Origin of the sequence: Streptomyces sp. NBC_01445 (assembly GCF_035918235.1) — a bacterium.
Lineage (GTDB): Bacteria > Actinomycetota > Actinomycetes > Streptomycetales > Streptomycetaceae > Streptomyces.
Genome location: NZ_CP109485.1, coordinates 5,766,378 through 5,788,322, shown reverse-complemented (window position 1 = coordinate 5,788,322; position 21,945 = coordinate 5,766,378). Strand labels below are relative to the sequence as shown.

The following is a 21,945-nucleotide window of genomic DNA, read 5'->3' as shown; positions in this document are numbered from 1 at the left end:
CTTCACGCCGCCCCACGGGGCGAGCCCGGCCATGATCCGCCGGACAACCCCCAGGGGCCCCAATCTCCGGCTCAGGTCGCTAGTACGACTTCGGCAGCCCCAGGGTCTGGTGGGACACGTAGTTGAGGATCATTTCCCGGCTCACGGGAGCGATACGGGCCACGCGGGACGCCGTGATGAGCGAGGCGAGGCCGAACTCGCGGGTGAGGCCGTTGCCGCCGAGTGTGTGCACCGCCTGGTCGACGGCCCGCACACAGGCCTCCGCGGCCGCGTACTTGGCCATGTTCGCGGCCTCCCCCGCCCCGATGTCGTCGCCCGCGTCGTACAGATGGGCCGCCTTCTGCATCATCAGCCGGGCCGTCTCCAGCTCGATGTGGGCCTGCGCGAGCGGGTGCGCGATGGCCTGGTGCGCGCCGATGGGCGACTTCCAGACGGTGCGCTCCTTCGCGTACCCGACGGCCCTGGCCAGCGCGAAACGGCCCATGCCGATCGCGAACGCGGCCGTCATGATGCGCTCGGGGTTGAGGCCCGCGAACAGCTGGAGCAGGCCGGCGTCCTCGTCACCGACGAGCGCGTCGGCCGGGAGCCGTACGTCGTCGAGGACGAGCTCGAACTGCTTCTCCGGCGCCTGGAGTTCCATGTCGATCTGCCGCCGCCCGAAGCCCTCGGCGTCACGCGGCACGATGAACAGACACGGCTTGAGGCTCCCCGTACGCGCGTCCTCGGTGCGGCCCACGATGAGGGTGGCATCGGCTATGTCGACGCCGGACACGAACACCTTGCGCCCGGACAGGATCCAGTCGCCGCTGTCCCCGTCGCGGCGGGCGGTGGTCGTGATGCGGTGCGAGTTGGAGCCCGCGTCGGGCTCGGTGATCCCGAACGCCATCGTGCGGCTGCCGTCGGCGAGACCCGGCAGCCAGGCAGCCTTCTGCTCCGGCGTCCCGAAGCGGGAGATGACGGTGCCGCAGATCGCGGGCGACACGACCATCATCAGCAGCGGCGCACCGGATGCGCCCAGCTCCTCGAGGACCAGCGACAGTTCATACATGCCGCCGCCTCCGCCGCCGTGCTCCTCGGGCAGGTTCACGCCCAGGTAGCCGAGCTTCGCGGCCTCCGCCCACAGCTCCTCGGGGTGGCCCTCCTCGCGGACGACGCGGGTCATGTAGTCGCGTCCGAAGCGGCTGCCGAGAGCGGCGACGGCGGAGCGCAGGGCCTGGTGCTCCTCGGATTCGAGGACGGGAGCGTTCACGACTGATCCTCCTGTACGACGGCGAGCAGGGCGCCGACCTCGACCTGGCGGCCGGGCGCGGCGTGCAGGGCGGTGAGCGTGCCGGAGGCGGGAGCGGTGATGCGGTGCTCCATCTTCATCGCCTCCAGCCAGATGAGGGGCTGCCCCGCGGCGACCGTGACGCCCTCGGCGAGCCCTTCGGCGAGCCGCACGACGGTGCCGGGCATCGGCGCGAGCAGGGATCCCGGCTCCTGGCGCGCGACGGGCTCGGGGAGGCGGGGCAGGGCGGCGAGCGCGGCGCCGTTCACGTACACGCGCTCCCCGTGGACCGATACGTCGAACTTCCTCACTACGCGATCCACTTCGATCACGACGAGCGCCGGGGTCGCGCGCACGACGCGCACTCCGTCCGCGGCCAGACCGTCGCGGGTGTGCCGGTAGCGCACCTCGTGCTCGGTCCCGTCGGGTTCGGTGCGGTAGTGCTTGACCTGCGGCTGCGACGCCACATTGCGCCAGCCGCCGAACCGCGAGCGGCCGTGCGCGTCGGCGAGGGCCGCGGCGAGCGGGGCGTACGGGTCCGGGTCCGGCGCCGTGAGCGCGGCCAGGTGCCGGTCGTAGAACCCGGTGTCCGTGCCGCCCGCGGTGAATTCCGGGTGCCGCAGCGACCGTACGAGCAGCTCCCTGTTGGTGACCGGGCCGTGCACGACGGCCCGGTCCAGGGCGCCCGCCAGCTTGCGCAGGGCCTCGGCGCGGGTCGGCGCGTGCGCGACGACCTTGGCGAGCATCGCGTCGTAGTGCACCCCGATCGGGTCGCCGTCCGTGAACCCGGTGTCCAGGCGCACGGCCTCCGGGACGGACAGCCGGTGCAGCGTGCCGGTCTGCGGGGCCCAGCCGGCGGCCGGATCCTCCGCGTACAGACGGGCCTCTACCGAGTGTCCGCGCGCGACGGGCGCCTCTTCACCCAGGGGCTCGCCCTCGGCGACGCGCAGTTGCAGCGCCACGAGATCGACGCCGAACACGGCCTCGGTGACGGGGTGTTCGACCTGGAGGCGGGTGTTCATCTCCAGGAAGTGCGCCTTGCCGTCGGCGACGAGGAACTCGACGGTTCCGGCGCCCCGGTAGTCGGTGGCGCGTGCGGCGCGCACGGCCATCTCCCGTAGAGACGCTTCGAGTTCAGGCGTGAGACCGGGTGCGGGCGCCTCCTCGATGACCTTCTGATGGCGCCGCTGGAGCGAGCAGTCGCGGGTGCCCAGCGCCCACACGGTGCCGTGCGCGTCGGCCATGACCTGCACCTCGACGTGCCGGCCGCCCTCGATGTACGGCTCGACGAACACCTCACCGTCCCCGAAGGCGCTCAGCGCCTCGGCCCCGGCGGCAGCCAACTGCGCGTCCAGCTCGGCAAGTTCCCGTACGACCCGCATGCCGCGCCCGCCGCCGCCGGCGGCGGCCTTCACAAGGACGGGCAGGTCCTCGTCCGTGACGGCCTTGAGGGGCTCGATGCCCATGAGCTCCTTGGCGCGCGTCTTCGACGCCATCGCCTCGATCGCCTCGGGCGGCGGACCGATCCAGGTCAGGCCCGCGTCGGCGACGGCCCGCGCGAAGCCGGCGTTCTCGGACAGGAACCCGTAGCCGGGGTGCACGGCGTCCGCGCCCGCGGCCAGGGCGGCCTTCACGATCAGGTCGCCGCGCAGATACGTCTCGGCGGGCGACGCCCCCGGAAGCCGCACGGCGGCATCGGCCACGCGCGCGTGGAGGGCGTTCTCGTCGGCGTCCGAGTACACGGCGACGGTCCGGATGCCCAGCTCGGCGCAGGTACGGAAGACGCGGCAGGCGATCTCGCCGCGGTTGGCGACGAGTACAGAGGTGATCATTCGCGTGGTCATGGGCCTCACATCCGGAACACGCCGAATCCACCGCGCGCGCCCTCCACGGGCGCCGTGTGGATCGCGGACAGGCACAGGCCGAGCACGGTCCGGGTGTCGCGCGGGTCGATGACCCCGTCGTCGTACAGCCGCCCGGAAAGGAACATCGGCAGGGACTCGGACTCGATCTGCTGCTCCACCATCGCGCGCAGTGCCGCGTCCGCCTCGGCAGCCTTGTCGTCGTATGGCTGCCCCTTCGCGGCGGCGGACTGGCGGGCCACGATCGACAGGACACCGGCGAGCTGCTGCGGCCCCATCACGGCCGACTTGGCGCTCGGCCAGGCGAAGAGGAAGCGGGGGTCGAAGGCCCGCCCGCACATCCCGTAGTGACCCGCCCCGTACGAGGCGCCCATGAGGACCGAGAGGTGCGGCACGCGGCTGTTGCTGACGGCGTTGATCATCATCGAGCCGTGCTTGATGATGCCGCCCTGCTCGTACTCCTTGCCGACCATGTAGCCGGTGGTGTTGTGCAGGAACAGGAGCGGGATGTCGCGCTGGTTGGCGAGCTGGATGAACTGGGCGGCCTTCTGCGACTCCTCGCTGAAGAGAACCCCTTGCGCATTGGCGAGGATGCCGACCGGATAGCCGTGCAGGGACGCCCAGCCGGTTGTCAGGCTCGACCCGTACAGCGGCTTGAACTCGTCGAAGTCGGAGCCGTCCACGATCCGGGCGATGACCTCGCGCGGGTCGAAGGGGACCTTGAGGTCGCCGGGCACGATGCCGAGGAGTTCGTCGCTGTCGTACTTGGGCGGCTCCACGAGCTGTGGATCCGCGTACGCCTTGCGGTGGTTGAGACGGGCGACGACGCGGCGCGCCTGCCGGATCGCGTCCCGCTCGTCGAGCGCGAAGTAGTCGGCGAGCCCGGAGGCACGGGCGTGCATCTCGGCGCCGCCGAGCGACTCGTCGTCGCTCTCCTCGCCGGTCGCCATCTTCACCAGAGGCGGCCCGCCCAGGAAGACCTTCGCCCGCTCCTTGACCATGATCACGTGGTCGGACATGCCGGGGATGTACGCGCCGCCGGCGGTGGAGTTGCCGAAGACGACGGCGACGGTGGGGATCCCGGCGGCCGAGAGGCGCGTGATGTCGCGGAAGATGCCGCCGCCCGGGATGAAGATCTCCTTCTGGGAGGGCAGATCGGCGCCGCCGGACTCGACGAGGCTGATGCAGGGCAGCCGGTTGGCGAACGCGATCTCGTTGGCGCGCAGGGCCTTCTTCAGTGACCAGGGGTTACTGGCTCCGCCGCGCACCGTCGGATCATTCGCGGTGACCAGGCACTCGACGCCTTCGACGACGCCGATGCCGGTGACGAGGGAGGCGCCGACGGCGTAGTCGCTGCCCCAGGCCGCGAGAGGGGAGAGTTCGAGGAAGGGCGTATCGGGGTCGAGGAGCAGCTCGATACGTTCACGGGCGAGCAACTTGCCGCGTTCACGGTGCCGTTGGACGTACTTCTCGCCGCCACCCGCAAGCGCCTTGGCGTGCTCGGCGTCGAGCGCGTCGAGCTTGCCGATCATGGCCTCGCGGTGAGCGGCGAAGTCGGCACCGCCGACGTCCAGAGCCGAGGCGAGAACGGTCACAGGAGCACCTCCGGTATGTCCAGATGACGGGAACGCAGCCACTCGCCGAGCCCCTTGGCCTGAGGGTCGAAACGGTGCTGGGAGGCGACGCCCTGACCGAGGAGGCCGGTGACGGTGAAGTTGAGGGCGCGGAGGTTGGGCAGCACGTGCCGGACAACTGTCAGATGACGGCTTTCAGATATCAGATTCTGAAATCTGTCAGCTGTCATCTCATGCACGAGCCACCGCCAGGCCTCGTCTCCGTCCACCCACACCCCCACATTCGCGTCCCCGCCCTTGTCGCCGCTGCGGGCGCCCGCGACGAGGCCGAGGGGGGCGCGCCGGGTGGGGCCGGGCGGCAGGGGCGCGGGCAGGGGTGGTTCCTCCACGTCCGTCAGCGCGCGTGCCGGACCGTCGTACGTGATCAACTTCCGCACGCCGTCCGGCAGTACGGCGACCTGCTCGACCTCGCCCCGGTCCACGTACGCCGCCTCGAACACCCCGTACGGCGCGCCCTTCCCCGGCGGTGCCGTCACGTGGAAGCCGGGGTAGCTGCCGAGTGCCAGCTCGATCGCCGCGCTGCTGAGAGTGCGGCCCACCGCGTCCGCGTCGCCGTCCCGGACGACGAGCCGCAACAGCGCGCTCGCGGTCTCCTCCGTGTCCGCGTCCGCCCGATCCGTGCGCGCCAGCTCCCACGTCACCTGTGCGGGCCGGGACTTGGCACGGTCGAACGCCTCGTCCATCTGCTCCCGTACGAGCGACGCCTTGGCCTCGATGTCGAGACCGGTCAGCACGAACACGACCTCGTTGCGGAAGCCGCCGAGCCGGTTGAGGCCGACCTTGAGGGTGGGGGGCGGGGCCTCGCCTCGTACGCCGTCGACGCGGACGCGGTCCGGGGCCTCCTGCGTGAGCCGTACGGTGTCCAGCCTCGCCGTCACGTCGGGTCCGGCGTACCGGGCGCCGCCGGTCTCGTAGAGGAGCTGTTCCGTCACCGTCCCCACGGTCACGAGCCCGCCCGTGCCGGGGTGCTTGGTGATGACGCAGGAGCCGTCCGCGTGGAGTTCGGCGAGGGGGAAGCCGGGGCGCCGCAGATCGCGGGCCCGCCCGGCGAAGCGGGAGTAGTTGCCGCCCGTCGCCTGGGTCCCGCACTCCAGGATGTGCCCGGCGACGACGGCCCCCGCGAGCCGGTCGTACGCGTCCTGCTCCCACCCGAAGCGCCAGGCCGCGGGCCCGGTGACCAGGGCGGCGTCGGTGACGCGGCCGGTGACCACGATGTCGGCGCCGGCGGCGAGACAGGCGGTGATCCCGGCGCCGCCGAGGTAGGCGTTGGCGGTGAGGGCGCCCGGGAAGCGCCCACCCGGGGAGAGGTCGTCGCCCTCGACGTGCGCCACGCGCGCGTGGAGGCCGAGCCGTCCCGCCAACTCCCGTACAGCGTCGGCGAGTCCGGCCGGATTGAGCCCGCCCGCGTTCGCGACGATCCGCACGCCCCGGTCGAGCGCCGGGCCGAGGGTCTCCTCCAGCTGGCGCAGGAACGTGCGGGCGTAGCCGCGCGCGGGGTCCTTCAGGCGATCGCGGCCCAGGATGAGCATGGTCAGTTCGGCGAGGTAGTCGCCGGTCAGGACGTCGAGGGGGCCGTCTTCGAGCATCTCGCGCAGGGCGTCGAAGCGGTCGCCGTAGAAGCCGGAGGCGTTGCCTATGCGCAGTACGTCCTCGGTCACCGCCCGGCCTCCTTCGCCTCACGCCCCGGTCCCGGCGGTCCCGCGAAGGCCTGGGCGATGTCCAGCCACCGGTCGGCGTCGGCGCCTTCGGCCCGTACGTCGACGTCGTCGCGGTGCGCCCGCTGCGTCACCAGCAGGCAGAAGTCGAGCCCGGATCCCGTCACGCGCTGCGCCGCGTCCTCGGGCCCGTACGTCCACAGGTCGCCGGAGGGGGCAGTCAGTTCGACGCGGAACTCCTCGGCGGGCGAGGTCAGCCCACGTACGGTGAAGGCGAAGTCGCGGGCCCGGATCCCGATGCGGGCCACATGCCGCAGCCGGTCGCTGGGCTTGCGCTCGACACCCAGCGCATCGGCCACGTCCTGACCGTGGGCCCAGGTCTCCATGAGGCGGCCCGTCGCCATGGAGGCGGCCGACATGGGTGGCCCGTACCAAGGGAAACGTGTCCCTGCGGGGGCGGCGACCAGGGCCCGGAGCAGTTCCTCGCGGCCCGCGCGCCAGCGGGCGAGCAGTTCGGCGGGCGGCAGCGCGGCGCCCTCCTCCGCCCCCGCGTCGACGAAGGCGTCGGGCGCGGCGACGGCGTCCCGCACGAGGGCGGCGAACGCGTCGGCGTCCGTCACCGCGAGCAGGGCGGAGTGGTCGGTCCAGGCCAGGTGCGCGATCTGGTGGGCCACGCTCCAGCCGGGCGCGGGCGTGGCGAGGGCCCATCGGTCCTCGCTCAGCTCACTGACGATCCGGTCGAGTTCGGCGCTCTCACTGCGCAGATCCTCGAGCACGGCCAACGGGTCGGACACGATGCGCTCCCCTCCGGGGCACGACGGCGTGCCCCGGAGCATGGCAGCGCCCGGAGAAACAATCAAGCGTGCTTGTATGAAAATTGGCCATGGGGGCGATGCAAAACGGGTGCGGCGGACGTCGGGGGGCTCTGCTCAGCCCTCCACCGACGTCCGCCGCACCCGCGCGTCAACCAACCTGACGCTCGGCCCACTTCGGCCCGCTCGGGCCTGCCTCGGCCTACTTGGTCTCCGACGCGGGCATCCTCTTGCCCTCTGACGCGGGCACCTTCTTGGCCTCCGGCTCGGGCATTTTCGCCCGCCCCCGGCCCACCTGTGTGCGCACAGCGCCGATGCTGGCCGCGATGACCAGGGCGATCGCCAGGGCGCCGAGGGCGGACATGGCCTGGTCGAGGATGAGGAATCCGGCGAGCGCGGCGATGGCCGGTTCGAGGCTCATCATGACCGCGAAGGTGGACGCGGGCAGGCGGCGCAGGGCGAGGAGTTCGAGGGTGTAGGGGAGCACCGAGGACATGACGGCGACGGCCGCGCCGAGGGCCATCGTCGTCGGCACGACGAGCTTCGAGCCGGACGCCGCGATGCCGAGCGGCAGGGAGAGGACGGCCGCGACCGCCATCGCGAGGGCGAGCCCGTCCGCTTGCGGGAACCTGCGCCCCGTACGGGCGCTGAAGATGATGTACGCCGCCCACATGCCGCCCGCCGAGACGGCGAAGGCCGCGCCGACCAGGTCGAGTCCGCCGAAGCCGCCCCCGCCGAGGAGGAAGACGCCGCAGAGCGCGAGGCCGGCCCAGATCGCGTTGACCAGGCGGCGGGAGGCGAAGACCGACAGGGCGAGCGGGCCGAGCACCTCGAGGGTGACGGCCGGGCCCAGGGGGATCCGCTCCGCCGCCTGGTAGAAGAGCATGTTCATGCTGCCCATGGCGACGCCGAAGGCGACGACGGTGCCCCAGTCGGCGCGCGAGTGACCGCGCAGCTTCGGCCGGCACACGATGAGCAGCACGATCGCGGCGAACACCAGGCGCAGGGTGACCACGCCGACCGCACCGGCGCGCGGCATCAGCGACACCGCGACGGCCGCGCCGAACTGCACCGACACACAGCCGCCGAGCACGAGTCCGACCGGCCCGAGCGCGCCCCAGCGGGAGCCGTTCGGCGTGGCCCCCTCGGGCGCGGCGGGAGCACCCGCCACCTCCGGCTGCGCCACCGCGGCCTCCGGCGGCACCAGTGCGGCGGCCGCCGCGTCGGCGCCGGTCGCCGCCCGGTCGGTCCGTGAGACGTTCACGTCTGAGCCTTCCCTTTCACCGCCACCCCCCACAGTTCAATAGGGTGGACTTCACCGTCCAAGGTAGTACACCACGTCATGATCGTGGACCCCTTTTACGGCTGACGTTCCACCGCCTGCACGCTCCGCGCGACGCAAGCCCACCTGTCACGCTAAGACCGCCGCGCGCGGTCCGTGAAATGCCGACTGCGCTCCCGTTATGCTCCGCAGGCATGAGCGGTCCGTATGCCCTCCACTCCCTGGAGCTGCGCCATCTGCGCTGCTTCCTCGCCATCGCCGAGGAGGGCAACGTCACACGCGCCGCCGCCCGGCTCCGCCTCACCCAGCCCGCCGTCTCGCGCACCCTCGCGACCCTCGAGGACGCGCTCGGCGTACGGCTCGTCGACCGCTCCACCCACCACCTCGCCCTGACCGCCGAAGGGCGCGCGTTCCAGGAGAGCGCGGCGGCCGCCGTCGCCGCGTTCGAGGACGCCCTGGACTCCGTCCGCGCCGTGCGGCGCCCGCTGCGGCTCGGGCACGCCTGGTCGGCGGCGGGCCCGTACACCACGCCCCTGCTGCGGCGCTGGCGGGAGCGGCACCCCGACGTGCCGCTCGAACTCCTGCGCATCGACGACCGCACGGCCGGACTGACCCGCGGCGCCGTCGACGTGGCACTGCTGCGCGGGCCTGTGGACGCGCCGGGCCTGGTCACCGAGCTCCTGCACACGGAGAGCCGGGTCGCGGCCGTACCGTCCGACAGCCCTCTCGCCGCGCGCGGCGCGCTCACCCTCGCCGACCTCTCCGGCCACACCATCGCCGTGAACACCGTCTCCGGCACCACCGCCCTCGACCTCTGGCCGGCCGCCGCCCGGCCCACCGCGACGATCACCGTGGCGAACACGGACGACTGGCTCGCGGGCATCGCGGCCGACCGCGCGGTGGGCGTCACGACGACGGCCACGCCCGGCATGCACCCGCACCCGGGCGTCGTCTACGTCCCGCTGACCGACGCCCCCGACCTGCCCGTCGTCCTCGCCTGGCGCGACGCCGGCCCGCGTCACCCCGCCGTACGGGACCTGGTGGAACTCGCCCACGAGGTCGTACCGTCCGGCGGAACGCGATCTACGGAGTGACCCTGGAGGTCGTGCCGTCCGGCGGAACGCGTCCTACGACGTGACCCCAGAGGCCATACCGTCCGGCGGAACGCGCCCTACGACGTGACCCCGCAGGTCATGCCGTCCGCCGGCACGCGCCCTACGAACTGAACCCCAGCGCCTCCGCGAGCACCTCAGCCAGATGCCGCCCCGGCCGGCCGCCTTCCCGCTCCAGTTGCTCCAGCTGCGTGCGGCACGAGAAGCCGTCCGCGAGGACCACGGCGCCGTCGTCGGCGGCACGGACGGCGGGCAGGAGCTGTTCCTCCGCGCAGGCCGCCGACACGTCGTAATGCCCTTTCTCGAAGCCGAAGTTGCCCGCGAGGCCACAACATCCCCCGCTCAGCTCGCCCTCCAGACCGGCCCTTTCCCGCAGCCTCCGCTCGGCGGCGTCACCCAGGACCGCGTGCTGGTGGCAGTGGGTCTGGCCGACGGCGGGGCGGTCTACCCGGGGTGGGTCCCAGTGCGGAGCGAACCGCTCCAGGGCCTCGGCGAACGTGAGGACCGAGTCGGCGAGGAGCCGGGCGCGCGGCTCGTCCGGCAGCAGCTCCGGCAGATCGGTGCGGAGCGCGGCGGCGCAGCTCGGCTCCAGGACAACGACGGGCAGCCCGGAGTCGATGACCGGCCGCATCAGGTCGAGGGTGCGGCGCAGGACGGCGCGGGCGCGGTCGAGCTGGCCCGTGGAGACATACGTGAGGCCACAGCAGACGCCGCCGCGCCGCGACGGAAGGAGCCCGGCGACCGCCGCCGGCCCGTCCGGCCTGTAGTCGAAGACCCGCGTCGGGGGCAGCAGCACGGAGAGCCCCGCCTCTTCGAGTACCCGCACGGCGGCCCGCCCGACCTGCGGCGCGAGATGCTCCGTGAACGTGTCCGGCCACAGGACCACCTCGGGCCCGTCGCCCCCGGACCGCGCCGCGCCGCCCCGCCGGGCCGCCTGCACCCGCCGGCGCAGATCCCGCCGCCACCACGCGCTGAACGTCTCGGGGGCGACCCGCGGAATCTTCCGCTCCGAGGCGATCCCGCCGAGCCGCTTGCCGAGGGCGGCCAACGGCCCCACGCGCGCGAGGGTGTTGACGACGCCCGCCACGCGCGCGTGGTGCACGGCCCGCAGCCAGCGCGGCAGCCACCCCATGGAGTAGTGCGCCGCGGGCCGCCTGCGCCCTTCGTAGTGGTGATGCAGGAACTCCGCCTTGTACGTGGCCATGTCGACGCCGACCGGGCAGTCCGTGCGGCACCCCTTGCACGACAGGCACAGGTCGAGTGCGTCCCGTACCTCCGTGGACTGCCAGCCGTCCGTGACCACCTCGCCGGCGAGCATCTCGTGCAGCAGGCGCGCGCGCCCGCGCGTGGAGTGCGTCTCCTCGCCGGTCACCCGGAAGGACGGGCACATGACACCGCCCGAAGGGGCGGATTCCGTACGGCACTTGGCGACGCCCACGCAACGGCGTACCGCGGCGGAGAAGTCGCCGCCGTCGTGCGGGTAGGCGAACTCGACGTCGACGGGGCCGCGCGGCAGGACGGCGAAGCGCAGGTTCTCGTCGAGGCGGGCGGGGCGCACGAGAATGCCGGGGTTGAGGAGACCGTCCGGATCCCACGCGTCCTTGATCCGCCCGAAGAGGTCCACCAGCTCGGGCCCGTACATCTTCGGCAGGAGTTCGGCGCGGGCCTGCCCGTCGCCGTGCTCCCCGGACAGCGATCCGCCGTGCGCGACGACGAGTTCGGCGAGGTCCTCCGAGAAGTGCCGAAAGCGCCGCACGCCGGTCTCGCTGAGCAGGTCGAAGTCGATGCGTACGTGGATGCAGCCGTCCCCGAAGTGCCCGTACGGGGTGCCGCGCAGGCCGTGCTGCGCCAGGAGCCCCCTGAAGTCCCGCAGATACGGGCCGAGGCGGGCGGGCGGCACCGCGCAGTCCTCCCAGCCGGGCCACGCCTCGGTGCCGTCGGGCATACGGGTAGCGGTGCCGGAGGCGTCCTCGCGGATGCGCCACAGGGCGCGCTGGCCCGCGGGGTCGTCGACGATGAGGGAGTCCGTCGTGCCGTCGGCTGCGGCCCGCACGATCTCCTGGGCGTGCGCGCGTGCCTGGGCCGCAGTGTCGCCGCCGGTCTCGACGAACAGCCAGGCGCCGCCCTTCGGCAGGCCGGCCTGTTCCCGTACGAGGTCGGCGGCCATGCCCTCGACGGTGAGCGGCCGGTGCGGCAGGAGCCCCGCTGCGGCCTCGGCGGCGGCGCTCTCGTCGGCGTAGGCGAGCACCGCGAGGGCACGCGCGCGTGGCGCTTCGACGAGCCGGACGGTCGCCTCGGTGACGATGCCGAGGGTGCCTTCGGTGCCACAGAGGAAACGGGCGAGGTCGACGCCGTTCTCGGGGAGCAGGGCGTCGGCGGCGTACCCGGAGATACGACGCGGCAGGTCGGGGAAGCCGGTGCGCAGGAGCGCCAACTCACCCTCGATCAGCGGGCGGAGGGAATCGGGGGCGCCTTGCCAGCCACGGCCCAGGGTGCGCTGACGAAAATCACCGTTGGACTGACGGACAACAGATGACAGATAACAGATATTGTCAGCCGTCGTTCCATAGGCCACCGAATGCGACCCGCACGAGTTGTTCCCGATCATCCCGCCCACAGTGCACCGGCTGTGCGTAGACGGATCGGGCCCGAACCGAAGTCCGTGCCGCGCGCCCGCCTCCTGCAACCGGTCGAGGACGACTCCCGGCTGCACCACGGCAGTTCGTGCTTCCGGGTCGACCGACACGATCCGGTTCATGTGCCGCGTGAAGTCCATGACGACGCCCGTCCCGGTCGCCTGCCCCGCGATCGACGTACCGCCCCCGCGCGCCACGACCGGCACCCCGTGCTCCCGGCAGACCGTGAGCACGGCCGCCACGTCGTCGGCGTCGCGCGGCGCCACGACCCCGACGGGGACTCTCCGGTAGTTGGACGCGTCCATGGTCATCAGCGCCCGCGCGGCCGCGGAGAAGTCGACCTCCCCGCGCACGACGCCGCGCAACGCCCTCGCGATACCTTCCGGGTCCTGGTTTCCCACGGTGGCAGCCATGCCTCCCAGCATGCATCTCCCCCGGGAACGACAACAGTTCGCCACGAACAGGAGCAACTCCCATGCCCCGCATAGCCCTCGACCCGTTCGTCACCGACCTGGACGCCGAGAGCGCCGCGCTGCGCGCCGCGGGCCCCCTCGCCGAGGCCGAGCTGCCGGGCGGCGTACCGGTATGGGCGGTCACGCACCATGCGGAGGCGCGTCAACTCCTCAACGACCGGCGGCTGGTGAAGGACATCGAGGTGTGGGGCGCGTGGCGGCGCGGCGAGATCCCGGCCGACTGGCCGCTGATCGGGCTCGCCAACCCGGGCCGTTCCATGCTGACGGTCGACGGCGAGGACCACCGCAGGCTGCGCACGCTCGTGGCGCAGGCCCTCACGCCCCGCCGGGTGGAGCTGATGCGCGACCGGATCGCGCTGCGCACCGAGGAGCTCCTGGACGCCCTGCCCGAGGACGGCACCACCGTCGACCTCAAGGCGGCGTTCGCCTACCCCCTCCCCATGTACGTGATCGCCGACCTCATGGGCATCGACGACTCGGCGCTGCCCCGCCTCAAGGTCCTGTTCGAGAAGTTCTTCTCCACGCAGACCCCGCCGGCGGAGGTCGTCGCGACGCTGACGGAGCTGGCCGGGATCATGGCCGCCACGGTCGCCTCCCGGCGCGCGGAGCCCGGCGAAGACCTGACGAGCGCCCTGATCCTGGCGTCGGGCGACGACGGCGACCGGCTCACGGACGAGGAGATCGTCTCCACGCTCCAGCTGATGGTCGCAGCGGGCCACGAGACGACGATCTCGCTGATCGTCAACGCCGTGGTGAACCTGTCCGCCCACCCCGAACAGCTCGCGCAGGTCCTCTCCGGCGACGTCCCGTGGGAGGCCGTGGTCGAGGAGACGCTGCGCCACTCCACGCCGACGTCACACGTCCTGATCCGCTTCGCCGCCGAGGACGTACCGGTCGGCGGCAAGGTGATCGCGAAGGGCGACGCGCTGATCGTGTCGTACGGGGCCATCGGCCGGGACGAGCAGGCGCACGGCCCGACGGCGGGCGCGTTCGACGTGACACGCACGTCCCCGAACCGCCACATCTCGTTCGGCCACGGCCCCCATGTGTGCCCGGGCGCGGCGCTCTCCCGCCTGGAGGCGGCGGTGGCACTGCCCGCGCTGTACGCCCGCTTCCCCGACCTCACCCTCGCCGTCCCGCCCACGTCCCTGCGCCACAAGCCGGTGGTGACGCAGAACGACCTGTTCGAGCTGCCGGTACGGCTTCTGCGCTGAGGGCCGACCCATCCAAGGCCGGCATATCCAGCCCTTCCGGCGTTTGAGGAACGGGGTCCGCGGCGGAGCCCCGCAACGTCCACCCCGGGTGGGGCATCGGTCTCAGCCGACGGACACCGGTAAGACGACGTGCCCTGAGCCGCTAGGCTCACGTCGTGGCTGAGATCCAGATTCCCGCTGACATCAAGCCCGCCGACGGACGTTTCGGCGCGGGCCCCTCCAAGGTGCGCACGGAGGCGCTGGACGCCCTGGCCGCCACCGGCACGTCCCTGCTCGGCACCTCCCATCGCCAGGCCCCGGTCAAGAACCTGGTCGGCCGAGTGCGCGAAGGGGTCAAGGACCTCTTCCAGCTTCCCGAGGGCTACGAGGTGATCCTGGGCAACGGCGGCTCCACCGCCTTCTGGGACGTGGCGACGCACGGCCTGATCGAGAACAAGTCGCAGCACCTGAACTTCGGCGAGTTCTCGTCCAAGTTCGCGAAGGCCTCGAAGCTGGCCCCGTGGCTGGCCGAGCCGACCGTCATCGCCTCCGAGCCCGGCACGCACCCCGAGCCGCAGGCCGAGGCGGGCGTCGACGTGTACGGCCTCACGCACAACGAGACCTCCACCGGTGTCGCCGCCCCGATCAAGCGCGTGGCCGGTGCCGACGAGGGCGCCCTCGTCCTGGTGGACGCGACCTCCGGCGCCGGCGGCCTGCCCGTCGACATCGCCGAGACGGACGTCTACTACTTCGCCCCGCAGAAGTCGTTCGCGTCGGACGGCGGCCTGTGGCTGGCGGCGTTCTCGCCGGCCGCCCTGGAGCGCGCCGAGCGCATCCACGCGTCGGGCCGTCACATCCCGGAGTTCTTCTCGCTGCCGACGGCGATCGACAACTCCCGCAAGAACCAGACGTACAACACCCCGGCGCTCGCGACGCTGTTCCTGCTCGGTGAGCAGCTGGAGTGGATGAACAGCCAGGGCGGTCTGGCCTGGACGACGGCCCGTACGAAGGACTCCTCGACGCGCCTGTACAGCTGGGCCGAGGACTCGAAGTACGCGACGCCGTTCGTCACGGACGCCGCGAAGCGTTCGCAGGTCATCGGCACCATCGACTTCTCGGACGAGATCGACGCGGCGGCGGTCGCCAAGGTGCTGCGCGCCAACGGCATCGTCGACACGGAGCCGTACCGCAAGCTGGGCCGCAACCAGCTGCGCGTCGCGATGTTCCCGGCGATCGACCCGGCGGACGTCGAGGCGCTGACGAAGTGCATCGACTACGTGATCGAGAAGCTCTAGTCACACCAGTTCTACGCCGATGGGGCGCCCGGCACTACGCCGGGCGCCCCATCGGCGTTAGGCGTAAAGGGTGACAGGAGGGCCGCGGAGTGCCTCTATGGAGGGATGACGACTGAACCGACGAGCCCGGTGCTCGCACCCCTGGTCAAGCAGTACACGGTCCTGCTCACGTCCCACAAGAAGGACGGCACGGGCGTCGGCACCCCCGTGAACCTCGTCGTCGAGGGTGACCACGCGTACTTCCGCACGTACGGCAAGGCGTGGAAGGTCAAGCGTCTGCGCCGCAACCCCGAGGTGGAGATCGCCCCCTCCACCCTGCGCGGCGCCCCCACGGGCCCCGAGTTCAAGGCCCGGGTCCGGCTTCTCGACGAGGGCGGCGAGGAGGCGAAGCACGCGGCGAGACTGCTCCGTCACAAGCACCCGGTGATGCACGGCGTCGCGGTCCCGCTGGCGCACAAGGTGCAGCGGGACAGGACGCTGCACTACGAAGTACGGGTCGTCGAGGAGTGACTACTTCTTGGGCCGGCGCAGCAGCCGGCCGATCCCGAACACGGCGATCACCACGGCGATGATTCCGACCGCGCTCGCACTGAGGCCCGTGTGGATGCGCCCGTCGCCCGAATCGCCGTCCGCCGAGGGCGACTTCGAGTCTCCGCCCGACCCGTCCTCGGCCTGTACGGGCTCCACCGAGCTGCCCCTGCCCTCGCTCCCGTAGAGCAGCGTCTTGCCGTCGGCGGTGTAGGTGACGGACTCGCCCTGCGGCTGCATCGGCACGTTCAACTGCCCGTCGCGCTCGGGCTTTCCGTCCTTCCAGGCGTACGAGATCCCGCCGAAGTAGCCGCGCAGGGCGAGGTGCTTACCGTCGGGTGAGAACGCGCCGTCCGTCACCCACAGGTCGATCCCGGAGACGCGGCGGAAGACGTTCGTGCCGGACGCGGACAGGTTCTCGGGCCCTTCGTAGAGGCCGCCGCCGTCCTCGTTCTTCTCGGCGATGTAGACGCGGCCGGTCTTCGGATGGACCATCAGCGCCTCGGCGTTGCGGGGCCCGTCCGCGTACTGGACGGTGAACTGCGTCGCCCGCACCGTCTGGTCGCGCAGTTCCTTCGGCTCCGGCAGCTTGTAGATCCACACGTGGGACCACTTGCCGCCGAGGTTGTCGCCGATGTCGCCGACGTAGAGGTTGTTGTCGGGGCCGATGGAGATGGCCTCGACGTCGCGCGGGGCACCGACGCCGGTCAGGGTGAGGGTGGCGACGGTTTCGCCGGTCCTGCCGTCGACCGCGTACAGATACGCGCCGTCGCTGCTGTCGTTGTGGGTCCAGTAGATGCCCGGGTGGAGCCGGGACGCGGCCAGGCCGCTGGACTCGGTGATCCGCGGGTCCTTGATGGTGAACCCGTCGCTGCCGGGGTCGTCCGCCACGGCGGGAGCGGTGGCACCGAACGCGAGAACGACGGCGGCTCCGGCCGCACCCAGAAACGAACGCATGCCCCCCAGCTTGCCAGGGCGTGCTCAGCGTCACACACTCCACCCGGCCCTGATCCGCGATGATGAGCGGATGCTCAGGTTCACATTCGTCGGCGACTCGATGACGATAGGCAGCGCGGGCGAACTCACCTGGCGCTACCGGATGTGGCAGCATCTGCGGGCCGCGTACGGCGACGGCGCGTTCGAGATCGCCGGGCCGCGCGAGACGCTCCACGACAAGACGGCGAACGCCCCGGTGTCGCACGACTACGCGGACGCGGACCCCGCCTTCCCGCGCAACCATCTCGCGGGCTGGGGCGAGGGCTGGCTGCACATGGCGCCCGTCATCGAGGAGGCGGTCGCGCTCGCCCGCACCGATGTCCTGCTCATCTCGCTCGGCCTGATCGATCTCGGCTTCTACACGAACGCGGAGCAGACCGCGCAGAACATGCGCCGCTTCGTCGCCGGGGCCCGCGCCGCGAACCCGCGCGTGCGGATGGTCCTGCTGCCGGTCATCCCGAACGTGCGCGCCGAGACGGACGCGCCGTTCGCCGCGGAGGTCGCGCACTTCAACATGCTCCTCGCGAAGGCGGTCGCCGACCTCGACTCGGGCCCCTCCCCCCTGCTCCTCGCGTCGGTGCCGGAGTCGTACGACATCCACCAGGACACGTACGACGGCACGCACCCGAACGCGAGCGGTGAGCGCAAGCTCGCGGACACGTTCGCCCTGGCGATGCGTCAGGCGTGGGGTCCGGTGGGCGCCTCGCCCGGGGGCCTTGCCTAGAGTCCACTCCACGCCGTTGGCTGGGGACTCATGAAGTACACGCAGCTCGGACGCACAGGACTCAAGGTCAGCCGGCTCGTTCTCGGCACGATGAACTTCGGCCCGCAGACCGACGAGGCCGACAGCCACGCGATCATGGACACGGCGCTGGCCTCGGGAATCAACTACTTCGACACCGCCAACGTCTACGGCTGGGGCGAGAACAAGGGCCGCACCGAGGAGATCATCGGCAGCTGGTTCGCCCAGGGCGGCGACCGGCGGGACAAGACGGTCCTGGCCACGAAGGTCTACGGCAACATGGCCGGCGCGGGCACCGATTCGCCCTGGCCCAACCACGACAAGCTCTCCGCGGTCAACATCCGCCGCGCCGTCGAGGCCAGCCTCAAGCGGCTGGGCACGGACTACATCGACATCTACCAGTTCCACCACGTCGACCGCGAGACCCCCTTCGAGGAGATCTGGCAGGCCGTCGACGTCCTGATCCAGCAGGGCAAGATCCTTTACGCCGGATCGTCGAACTTCCCCGGCTACAAGATCGCCCAGGCCAACGAGAAGGCGGCCGCCCGCGGCACCCTCGGCCTCGTCAGCGAGCAGTGCCTCTACAACCTCGCGGAGCGCCGCGCCGAGATGGAGGTCATCCCGGCCGCGCAGGAGTACGGCCTCGGGGTCATCCCCTGGTCGCCGCTGCACGGCGGTCTGCTCGGCGGGGTCATCAGGAAGGAGGTCGAGGGCGGGCGTCGCGCGAGCGGCCGGGCCGCGGACGCGCTAGCGAACCCGGAGACGCGCGCCCAGCTCCAGGCCTACGAGGACCTGCTCGACAAGCACGGCCTCGCGCCCGGCGAGGCGGCGCTGGCCTGGCTGCTGACCCGTCCCGGCGTCACCGGTCCCATCGTCGGCCCGCGCACCTCGGAGCAGCTCGACTCGGCGCTGCGCGCGGTCGAGCTCGAACTGAGCGAGGAGGTCCTCACGGGCCTGGACGAGATCTTCCCGGGCCCGGGGCCGTCACCGGAGGCGTTCGCCTGGTAGAGCCGGCGCCTCGCGCTGTGAACGGCCGGGGGTCCGGGGGTCGCCCCCCGGGACGGCACAGCCCGGGCCCGGGGCCGTCACCGGAGGCGTTCGCCTGGTAGAGCCGGGGCCTCGCGCCGTGAACGGCCAGGGGTCCGGGGGTCGCCCCCCGGGACGGCACAGCCCGGGCCCGGGGCCGTCACCGGAGGCGTTCGCCTGGTAGAGCCGGGGCCTCGCGCCGTGAACGGCCGGGGGTCCGGGCGTCGTCCCCCGGGACGGCACAGCCCTGGCCCGAGGCCGTCACCCAAGGCTTTTGCCTGGTAGAGCGGGGGTCTCGCGCGGCCCGGTAGCCGTGCGGGTGCGGGTACGGCGGGGTGCGGCCGCGGTCACTTTCCGACCGCGGCCGCCACTGCGACGACGGCGAACATCAGTACCAGCACAACGGCCATGATCCGGTTACGGCTCTTCGGGTCCACGCTTCGAGATTAACCCGTGGCCGAAAGCGGCCAGCCGCCGACCTTCTCGTAGCGGGGCTGCTCGCCGCGCACCCCGGACCTCGGCAGCCTGCTCCGGACGAGTGCCAGCTCACCCACCGTCCACTGCTCGCCGGTGAAGGAGTCGAGGGCGGCCGCGTACGGCTTGAGGTGGACGGTGCCGGAGCCACGTGCCAGCGTGAGGTGCGGCCGGTAGTGGCGGTGGTCCTCCGTGTCGAGGCCGGCCTTACGGGCCGCGGCCCCGGCCCGCTCGGCGAGGCGCCGCAGCGCCGCCACGTCACCGGACGCGCCCACCCACAGGGCCCGGTCCCCGAAGTGCCCGCCGCCGCGCAGGGCGAGCGGGAAGGGCGCGGTGCGGGCCGCCGCCCGTTCCAGGCGGCGCGACAGTTCGGGCACGGTCTCCTCGGGCACCTCCCCGTAGAAGGCGAGCGTGAAGTGCCAGCCGGGGAGACCGGTCCACCTCAGGCCCTCGGCCCCTTCGAGGCCGTGGGACCCCTTCAACTGGCTGACGGCGCGCCCCAGTTCGGCCACCGCCTCGTCCGGCGGCAGCACTGCTGCGAAAAGTCTCACCGGGCTAGTCTCCCCGTATGGAGATCAGAAAGGGCAGCGCGGCGGATATCCCCGCGATAGTCGGCCTGTTCGACGGGGCCATGGAGTGGCTGGTGTCACAGGGGCGCACGGGGCAGTGGGGCGAGAGGCCTTGGTCGGAGCGTCCGCGGGCCGTGGCGATGGTCGAGGAGTACGTGGCCAGGGGCGTGCCGTGGATCGCGGAGACCGACGGCATCCCGGTCGGCACGCTCACACTCTCCGAGGGGCCCGGCTCGTACGTGGAGCCGGCCGGAGAGCCCGAGCGCTACGTCCATCTGCTCGCGGCCCGGCACGGCAGCGGGGCGGGCGCCGCGCTGCTCGCCCACGCCGTGCAGGAGACCCGCAGGGCGGGCATCCCGCTCCTGCGCGTCGACTGCTACGCGGGCGACGACGGCAAGCTCGTCGCGTTCTACGAGGCGAACGGCTTCGTCCGCACCGAGTCGTTCACCGGACCCGACGGCGTGTGGCCGGGCCAGGTCCTGGCCCGGCACGTCTGACGGTCAGGCCCCTCGGCTCACGCCGCCGTGGCCAGGTTCTCGCGCGGTACGAACTGCACGTGCTGCCGTCCCCGGCGCAGGTCTAGCTTGAGCCGCAGGTTCGCGGCGCGGGCCAGCATCAGTCCGACGCCGAGCGCGGCCGTGGCGCACACAAGGCCGCCGATGGCGAAGCTGAGCCGGACCCCGTACTGGTCGGCGAGCCAGCCGAACAGGGGCCCGCCGAACGGCGTGCCGCCCGTGAACACCATCATGAACAGGGACATGACGCGGCCCCGCATCTCTGGGTCGGTCGCCATCTGGACGGACGAGTTCGCGGTCACGTTGACCGTGAGGCCGAGGATGCCGAGCAGCACGATCAGCGGCGCGAAGACCCAGACGTCGGGCGCGAACGCGGCCACGACCTCCAGGACACCGAAGCCGACCGCGGCTCCGGCGAGGACGCGCAGCCGGGTGGAGCGGCGCCGCGCGGCGAGCAGCGCGCCGGCCAGCGAGCCGAGGGCCATGAGCGTGTTGAAGACGCCGTACATGCCGACCCCGCCGTGGAAGACGTCGTCAGCGTAGGCGCTCAGCCAGATCGGGAAGTTGAACCCGAACGTGCCGACGAAGCCGACGAGGACGATCGGCCAGATCAGCTCGGGGTGCTTGGAGACGTAGTTGAGGCCCTCACGGAGCTGGCCCTTGCCGCGCGGGGCGCGCGGGGTGTGGTGCAGCTCGCGGGTGCGCATCAGGCAGAGGCTGGTGAGCGGGGCGAGGAAGGACAGGCCGTTGGCGAGGAACGCCCAGCCCGGACCGACGGCAGCGGTGAGTCCACTCGCGACCGCGGGACCGATCAGGCGTGCCGACTGGAAGTTCGCCGAGTTCAGGCTGACCGCGTTGCGGACCTGGTCGGGGCCGACCATCTCGGAGACGAAGGACTGGCGGGTCGGGTTGTCGACGACGGTGACGAGGCCGGTGAAGAAGGCCGCGAGGTAGACGTGCCAGACCTGGACGTTCCCGGTGAGGGTGAGGGTCGCGAGGAAGAGCCCGGACAGGCTCATCGCGCCCTGGGTGACGAACAGCAGGTTCCGCTTGGCGAAACGGTCGGCAATGACGCCGCCGTAGAGGCCGAACAGGAGCATCGGCAGGAACTGCATGGCCGTGGTGATACCGACGGCGGCCGAGGAGCCGGTGATGCTGAGCACCAGCCAGTCCTGGGTGATGCGGGCCATCCAGGTGCCGGTGTTGGAAACGACTGCGCCGGTCGCGAAGAGCCGGTAGTTACGGATCTTCAGCGAGCTGAACATCGAGCTCTTGCCGGGGCGGTCGGTCTTGTCGAGGGCGGCTGGTGCGGGGGCGGAGTCTGCTCCGGATCCCGTACTCAATGCGGGTTCGCCTCCTTGGCGGCCGTGAACGGCAGGTCAACGTACGCCCCGAAGGGCCTTACAGGTGGGCGAGCTTCTCCAGGACGGGGGCGGCGGCGCGGATCTTGGCCCACTCGTCCTCGTCCAGGTTCTCCACGAGCGAGGCCAGCCACGCGTTGCGCTTGCGGCGGCTCTCTTCGAGCATGGCCTCGGCCTGCTCGGTGGAGGTGACGACCTTCTGTCGCCGGTCCTCGGGATGCGGCTCCAACCGGACGAGCCCCTTGGCTTCGAGCAGCGCGACGATGCGGGTCATCGACGGCGGCTGCACGTGCTCCTTGCGGGCGAGTTCGCCCGGAGTCGCGCTGCCGCAGCGGGCGAGGGTGCCGAGCACCGACATTTCTGTGGGGCTCAGCGACTCGTCGACCCGCTGGTGCTTGAGTCGGCGCGACAGGCGCATCACCGCTGAGCGCAGTGCGTTCACTGCGGCTGCGTCGTCACCATGGGAGAGGTCCGGCATGTCGTTAGCTTAACTCATTACTCTCTCTAAAGACC

Annotated in this window: 18 protein-coding genes; 7 read left to right on the top strand and 11 right to left on the bottom strand. The window is 71.9% G+C overall.

The window, feature by feature from the left end; translation table 11 throughout:
- Positions 1 to 79: 79 nt before the first annotated feature.
- The 6 genes from OG574_RS26470 to OG574_RS26445 all read right to left on the bottom strand — a co-directional run bounded on the left by OG574_RS26470 (position 80) and on the right by OG574_RS26445 (position 8,494).
- The gene (locus OG574_RS26470) at positions 80 to 1,249 is read right to left on the bottom strand and encodes an acyl-CoA dehydrogenase family protein (protein WP_100595768.1); all 1,170 of its coding nucleotides are present in this window, start codon (positions 1,247 to 1,249) and stop codon (positions 80 to 82) included.
- Positions 1,246 to 3,099: an acetyl/propionyl/methylcrotonyl-CoA carboxylase subunit alpha gene (locus tag OG574_RS26465; RefSeq protein ID WP_326778625.1), complete on the bottom strand. Its 1,854-nt coding sequence runs from the start codon at positions 3,097 to 3,099 to the stop codon at positions 1,246 to 1,248. The genes OG574_RS26470 and OG574_RS26465 overlap by 4 nt, the downstream gene beginning before the upstream one ends.
- Positions 3,100 to 3,116: 17 nt before the next feature.
- On the bottom strand, positions 3,117 to 4,724 hold the full coding sequence (locus tag OG574_RS26460; protein ID WP_326775222.1) for an acyl-CoA carboxylase subunit beta: 1,608 nt from the start codon (positions 4,722 to 4,724) through the stop codon (positions 3,117 to 3,119).
- Positions 4,721 to 6,421 carry an acyclic terpene utilization AtuA family protein gene (locus OG574_RS26455; protein ID WP_326775221.1) on the bottom strand — a complete coding sequence of 567 codons (1,701 nt, stop codon included), beginning with the start codon at positions 6,419 to 6,421 and terminating at the stop codon, positions 4,721 to 4,723. Before OG574_RS26455 ends, OG574_RS26460 begins: the two co-directional genes overlap by 4 nt.
- Positions 6,418 to 7,212 carry a TIGR03084 family metal-binding protein gene (locus OG574_RS26450; protein WP_326775220.1) on the bottom strand — a complete coding sequence of 265 codons (795 nt, stop codon included), beginning with the start codon at positions 7,210 to 7,212 and terminating at the stop codon, positions 6,418 to 6,420. The genes OG574_RS26455 and OG574_RS26450 overlap by 4 nt, the downstream gene beginning before the upstream one ends.
- Before the next feature lie 220 nt (positions 7,213 to 7,432).
- A complete protein-coding gene (locus tag OG574_RS26445; RefSeq protein WP_398376710.1) occupies positions 7,433 to 8,494 on the bottom strand; it encodes an EamA family transporter in 1,062 nt (353 codons plus the stop codon).
- 179 nt (positions 8,495 to 8,673) lie between these two features.
- On the opposite strand from OG574_RS26445, the gene OG574_RS26440 reads away from it, so the two are divergent.
- On the top strand, positions 8,674 to 9,606 hold the full coding sequence (locus tag OG574_RS26440; RefSeq protein WP_326775219.1) for a LysR family transcriptional regulator: 933 nt from the start codon (positions 8,674 to 8,676) through the stop codon (positions 9,604 to 9,606).
- Positions 9,607 to 9,727: 121 nt separating this feature from the next.
- Here the strand turns inward: OG574_RS26440 and OG574_RS26435 are convergent, their stop codons facing one another.
- A complete protein-coding gene (locus OG574_RS26435) occupies positions 9,728 to 12,673 on the bottom strand; it encodes an FAD-binding and (Fe-S)-binding domain-containing protein (RefSeq protein WP_326775218.1) in 2,946 nt (981 codons plus the stop codon).
- 62 nt (positions 12,674 to 12,735) lie between these two features.
- Here OG574_RS26435 and OG574_RS26430 point away from each other — a divergent pair, with 62 nt between their 5' ends.
- From OG574_RS26430 to OG574_RS26420, 3 genes are all read left to right on the top strand, one after another.
- Positions 12,736 to 13,947, top strand: a complete 1,212-nt coding sequence (locus OG574_RS26430; protein ID WP_326775217.1) for a cytochrome P450 family protein — start codon at positions 12,736 to 12,738, stop codon at positions 13,945 to 13,947.
- A gap of 155 nt (positions 13,948 to 14,102) precedes the next feature.
- Positions 14,103 to 15,221 (top strand): phosphoserine transaminase, encoded by a 1,119-nt coding sequence (gene serC / locus OG574_RS26425; RefSeq protein ID WP_100595761.1) that lies wholly within the window; start codon positions 14,103 to 14,105, stop codon positions 15,219 to 15,221.
- A gap of 105 nt (positions 15,222 to 15,326) precedes the next feature.
- Complete coding sequence (locus OG574_RS26420) at positions 15,327 to 15,731, top strand: PPOX class F420-dependent oxidoreductase (RefSeq protein ID WP_326775216.1); 405 nt, start codon at positions 15,327 to 15,329, stop codon at positions 15,729 to 15,731.
- On the opposite strand, the gene OG574_RS26415 is transcribed toward OG574_RS26420, so the two are convergent.
- Complete coding sequence (locus OG574_RS26415) at positions 15,732 to 16,706, bottom strand: WD40 repeat domain-containing protein (protein WP_326775215.1); 975 nt, start codon at positions 16,704 to 16,706, stop codon at positions 15,732 to 15,734. It abuts the gene before it with no gap.
- A 70-nt stretch (positions 16,707 to 16,776) separates the two neighbouring features.
- Here OG574_RS26415 and OG574_RS26410 point away from each other — a divergent pair, with 70 nt between their 5' ends.
- Positions 16,777 to 17,469, top strand: coding sequence for a GDSL-type esterase/lipase family protein (locus OG574_RS26410; RefSeq protein WP_326775214.1), 693 nt, complete (start codon positions 16,777 to 16,779; stop codon positions 17,467 to 17,469).
- A gap of 30 nt (positions 17,470 to 17,499) precedes the next feature.
- A complete protein-coding gene (locus tag OG574_RS26405; RefSeq protein WP_326775213.1) occupies positions 17,500 to 18,495 on the top strand; it encodes an aldo/keto reductase in 996 nt (331 codons plus the stop codon).
- Between the two features lie 464 nt (positions 18,496 to 18,959).
- Here OG574_RS26405 and thpR read toward each other — a convergent pair whose 3' ends face one another.
- Positions 18,960 to 19,538 carry an RNA 2',3'-cyclic phosphodiesterase gene (gene thpR / locus OG574_RS26400; RefSeq protein WP_326775212.1) on the bottom strand — a complete coding sequence of 193 codons (579 nt, stop codon included), beginning with the start codon at positions 19,536 to 19,538 and terminating at the stop codon, positions 18,960 to 18,962.
- 17 nt (positions 19,539 to 19,555) lie between these two features.
- Here thpR and OG574_RS26395 point away from each other — a divergent pair, with 17 nt between their 5' ends.
- Positions 19,556 to 20,053, top strand: a complete 498-nt coding sequence (locus tag OG574_RS26395; protein ID WP_326775211.1) for a GNAT family N-acetyltransferase — start codon at positions 19,556 to 19,558, stop codon at positions 20,051 to 20,053.
- A gap of 17 nt (positions 20,054 to 20,070) precedes the next feature.
- On the opposite strand, the gene OG574_RS26390 is transcribed toward OG574_RS26395, so the two are convergent.
- Positions 20,071 to 21,414: an MFS transporter gene (locus OG574_RS26390; protein WP_326775210.1), complete on the bottom strand. Its 1,344-nt coding sequence runs from the start codon at positions 21,412 to 21,414 to the stop codon at positions 20,071 to 20,073.
- Positions 21,415 to 21,472: 58 nt separating this feature from the next.
- Positions 21,473 to 21,910, bottom strand: coding sequence for a MarR family winged helix-turn-helix transcriptional regulator (locus OG574_RS26385; RefSeq protein ID WP_100595753.1), 438 nt, complete (start codon positions 21,908 to 21,910; stop codon positions 21,473 to 21,475).
- Positions 21,911 to 21,945: the final 35 nt, after the last annotated feature.

Coding starts and splice junctions, on each gene's coding strand:
- OG574_RS26415 (WP_326775215.1), bottom strand. CDS start 16,706: ATGCGTTCGTTTCTGGGTGCGGCCGGAGCCGCCGTCGTTCTCGCGTTC.
- OG574_RS26435 (WP_326775218.1), bottom strand. CDS start 12,673: ATGGCTGCCACCGTGGGAAACCAGGACCCGGAAGGTATCGCGAGGGCG.
- OG574_RS26405 (WP_326775213.1), top strand. CDS start 17,500: ATGAAGTACACGCAGCTCGGACGCACAGGACTCAAGGTCAGCCGGCTC.
- OG574_RS26430 (WP_326775217.1), top strand. CDS start 12,736: ATGCCCCGCATAGCCCTCGACCCGTTCGTCACCGACCTGGACGCCGAG.
- OG574_RS26440 (WP_326775219.1), top strand. CDS start 8,674: ATGCCGACTGCGCTCCCGTTATGCTCCGCAGGCATGAGCGGTCCGTAT.
- OG574_RS26465 (WP_326778625.1), bottom strand. CDS start 3,099: ATGATCACCTCTGTACTCGTCGCCAACCGCGGCGAGATCGCCTGCCGC.
- OG574_RS26385 (WP_100595753.1), bottom strand. CDS start 21,910: ATGCCGGACCTCTCCCATGGTGACGACGCAGCCGCAGTGAACGCACTG.
- OG574_RS26395 (WP_326775211.1), top strand. CDS start 19,556: ATGGAGATCAGAAAGGGCAGCGCGGCGGATATCCCCGCGATAGTCGGC.
- OG574_RS26420 (WP_326775216.1), top strand. CDS start 15,327: ATGACGACTGAACCGACGAGCCCGGTGCTCGCACCCCTGGTCAAGCAG.
- OG574_RS26410 (WP_326775214.1), top strand. CDS start 16,777: ATGCTCAGGTTCACATTCGTCGGCGACTCGATGACGATAGGCAGCGCG.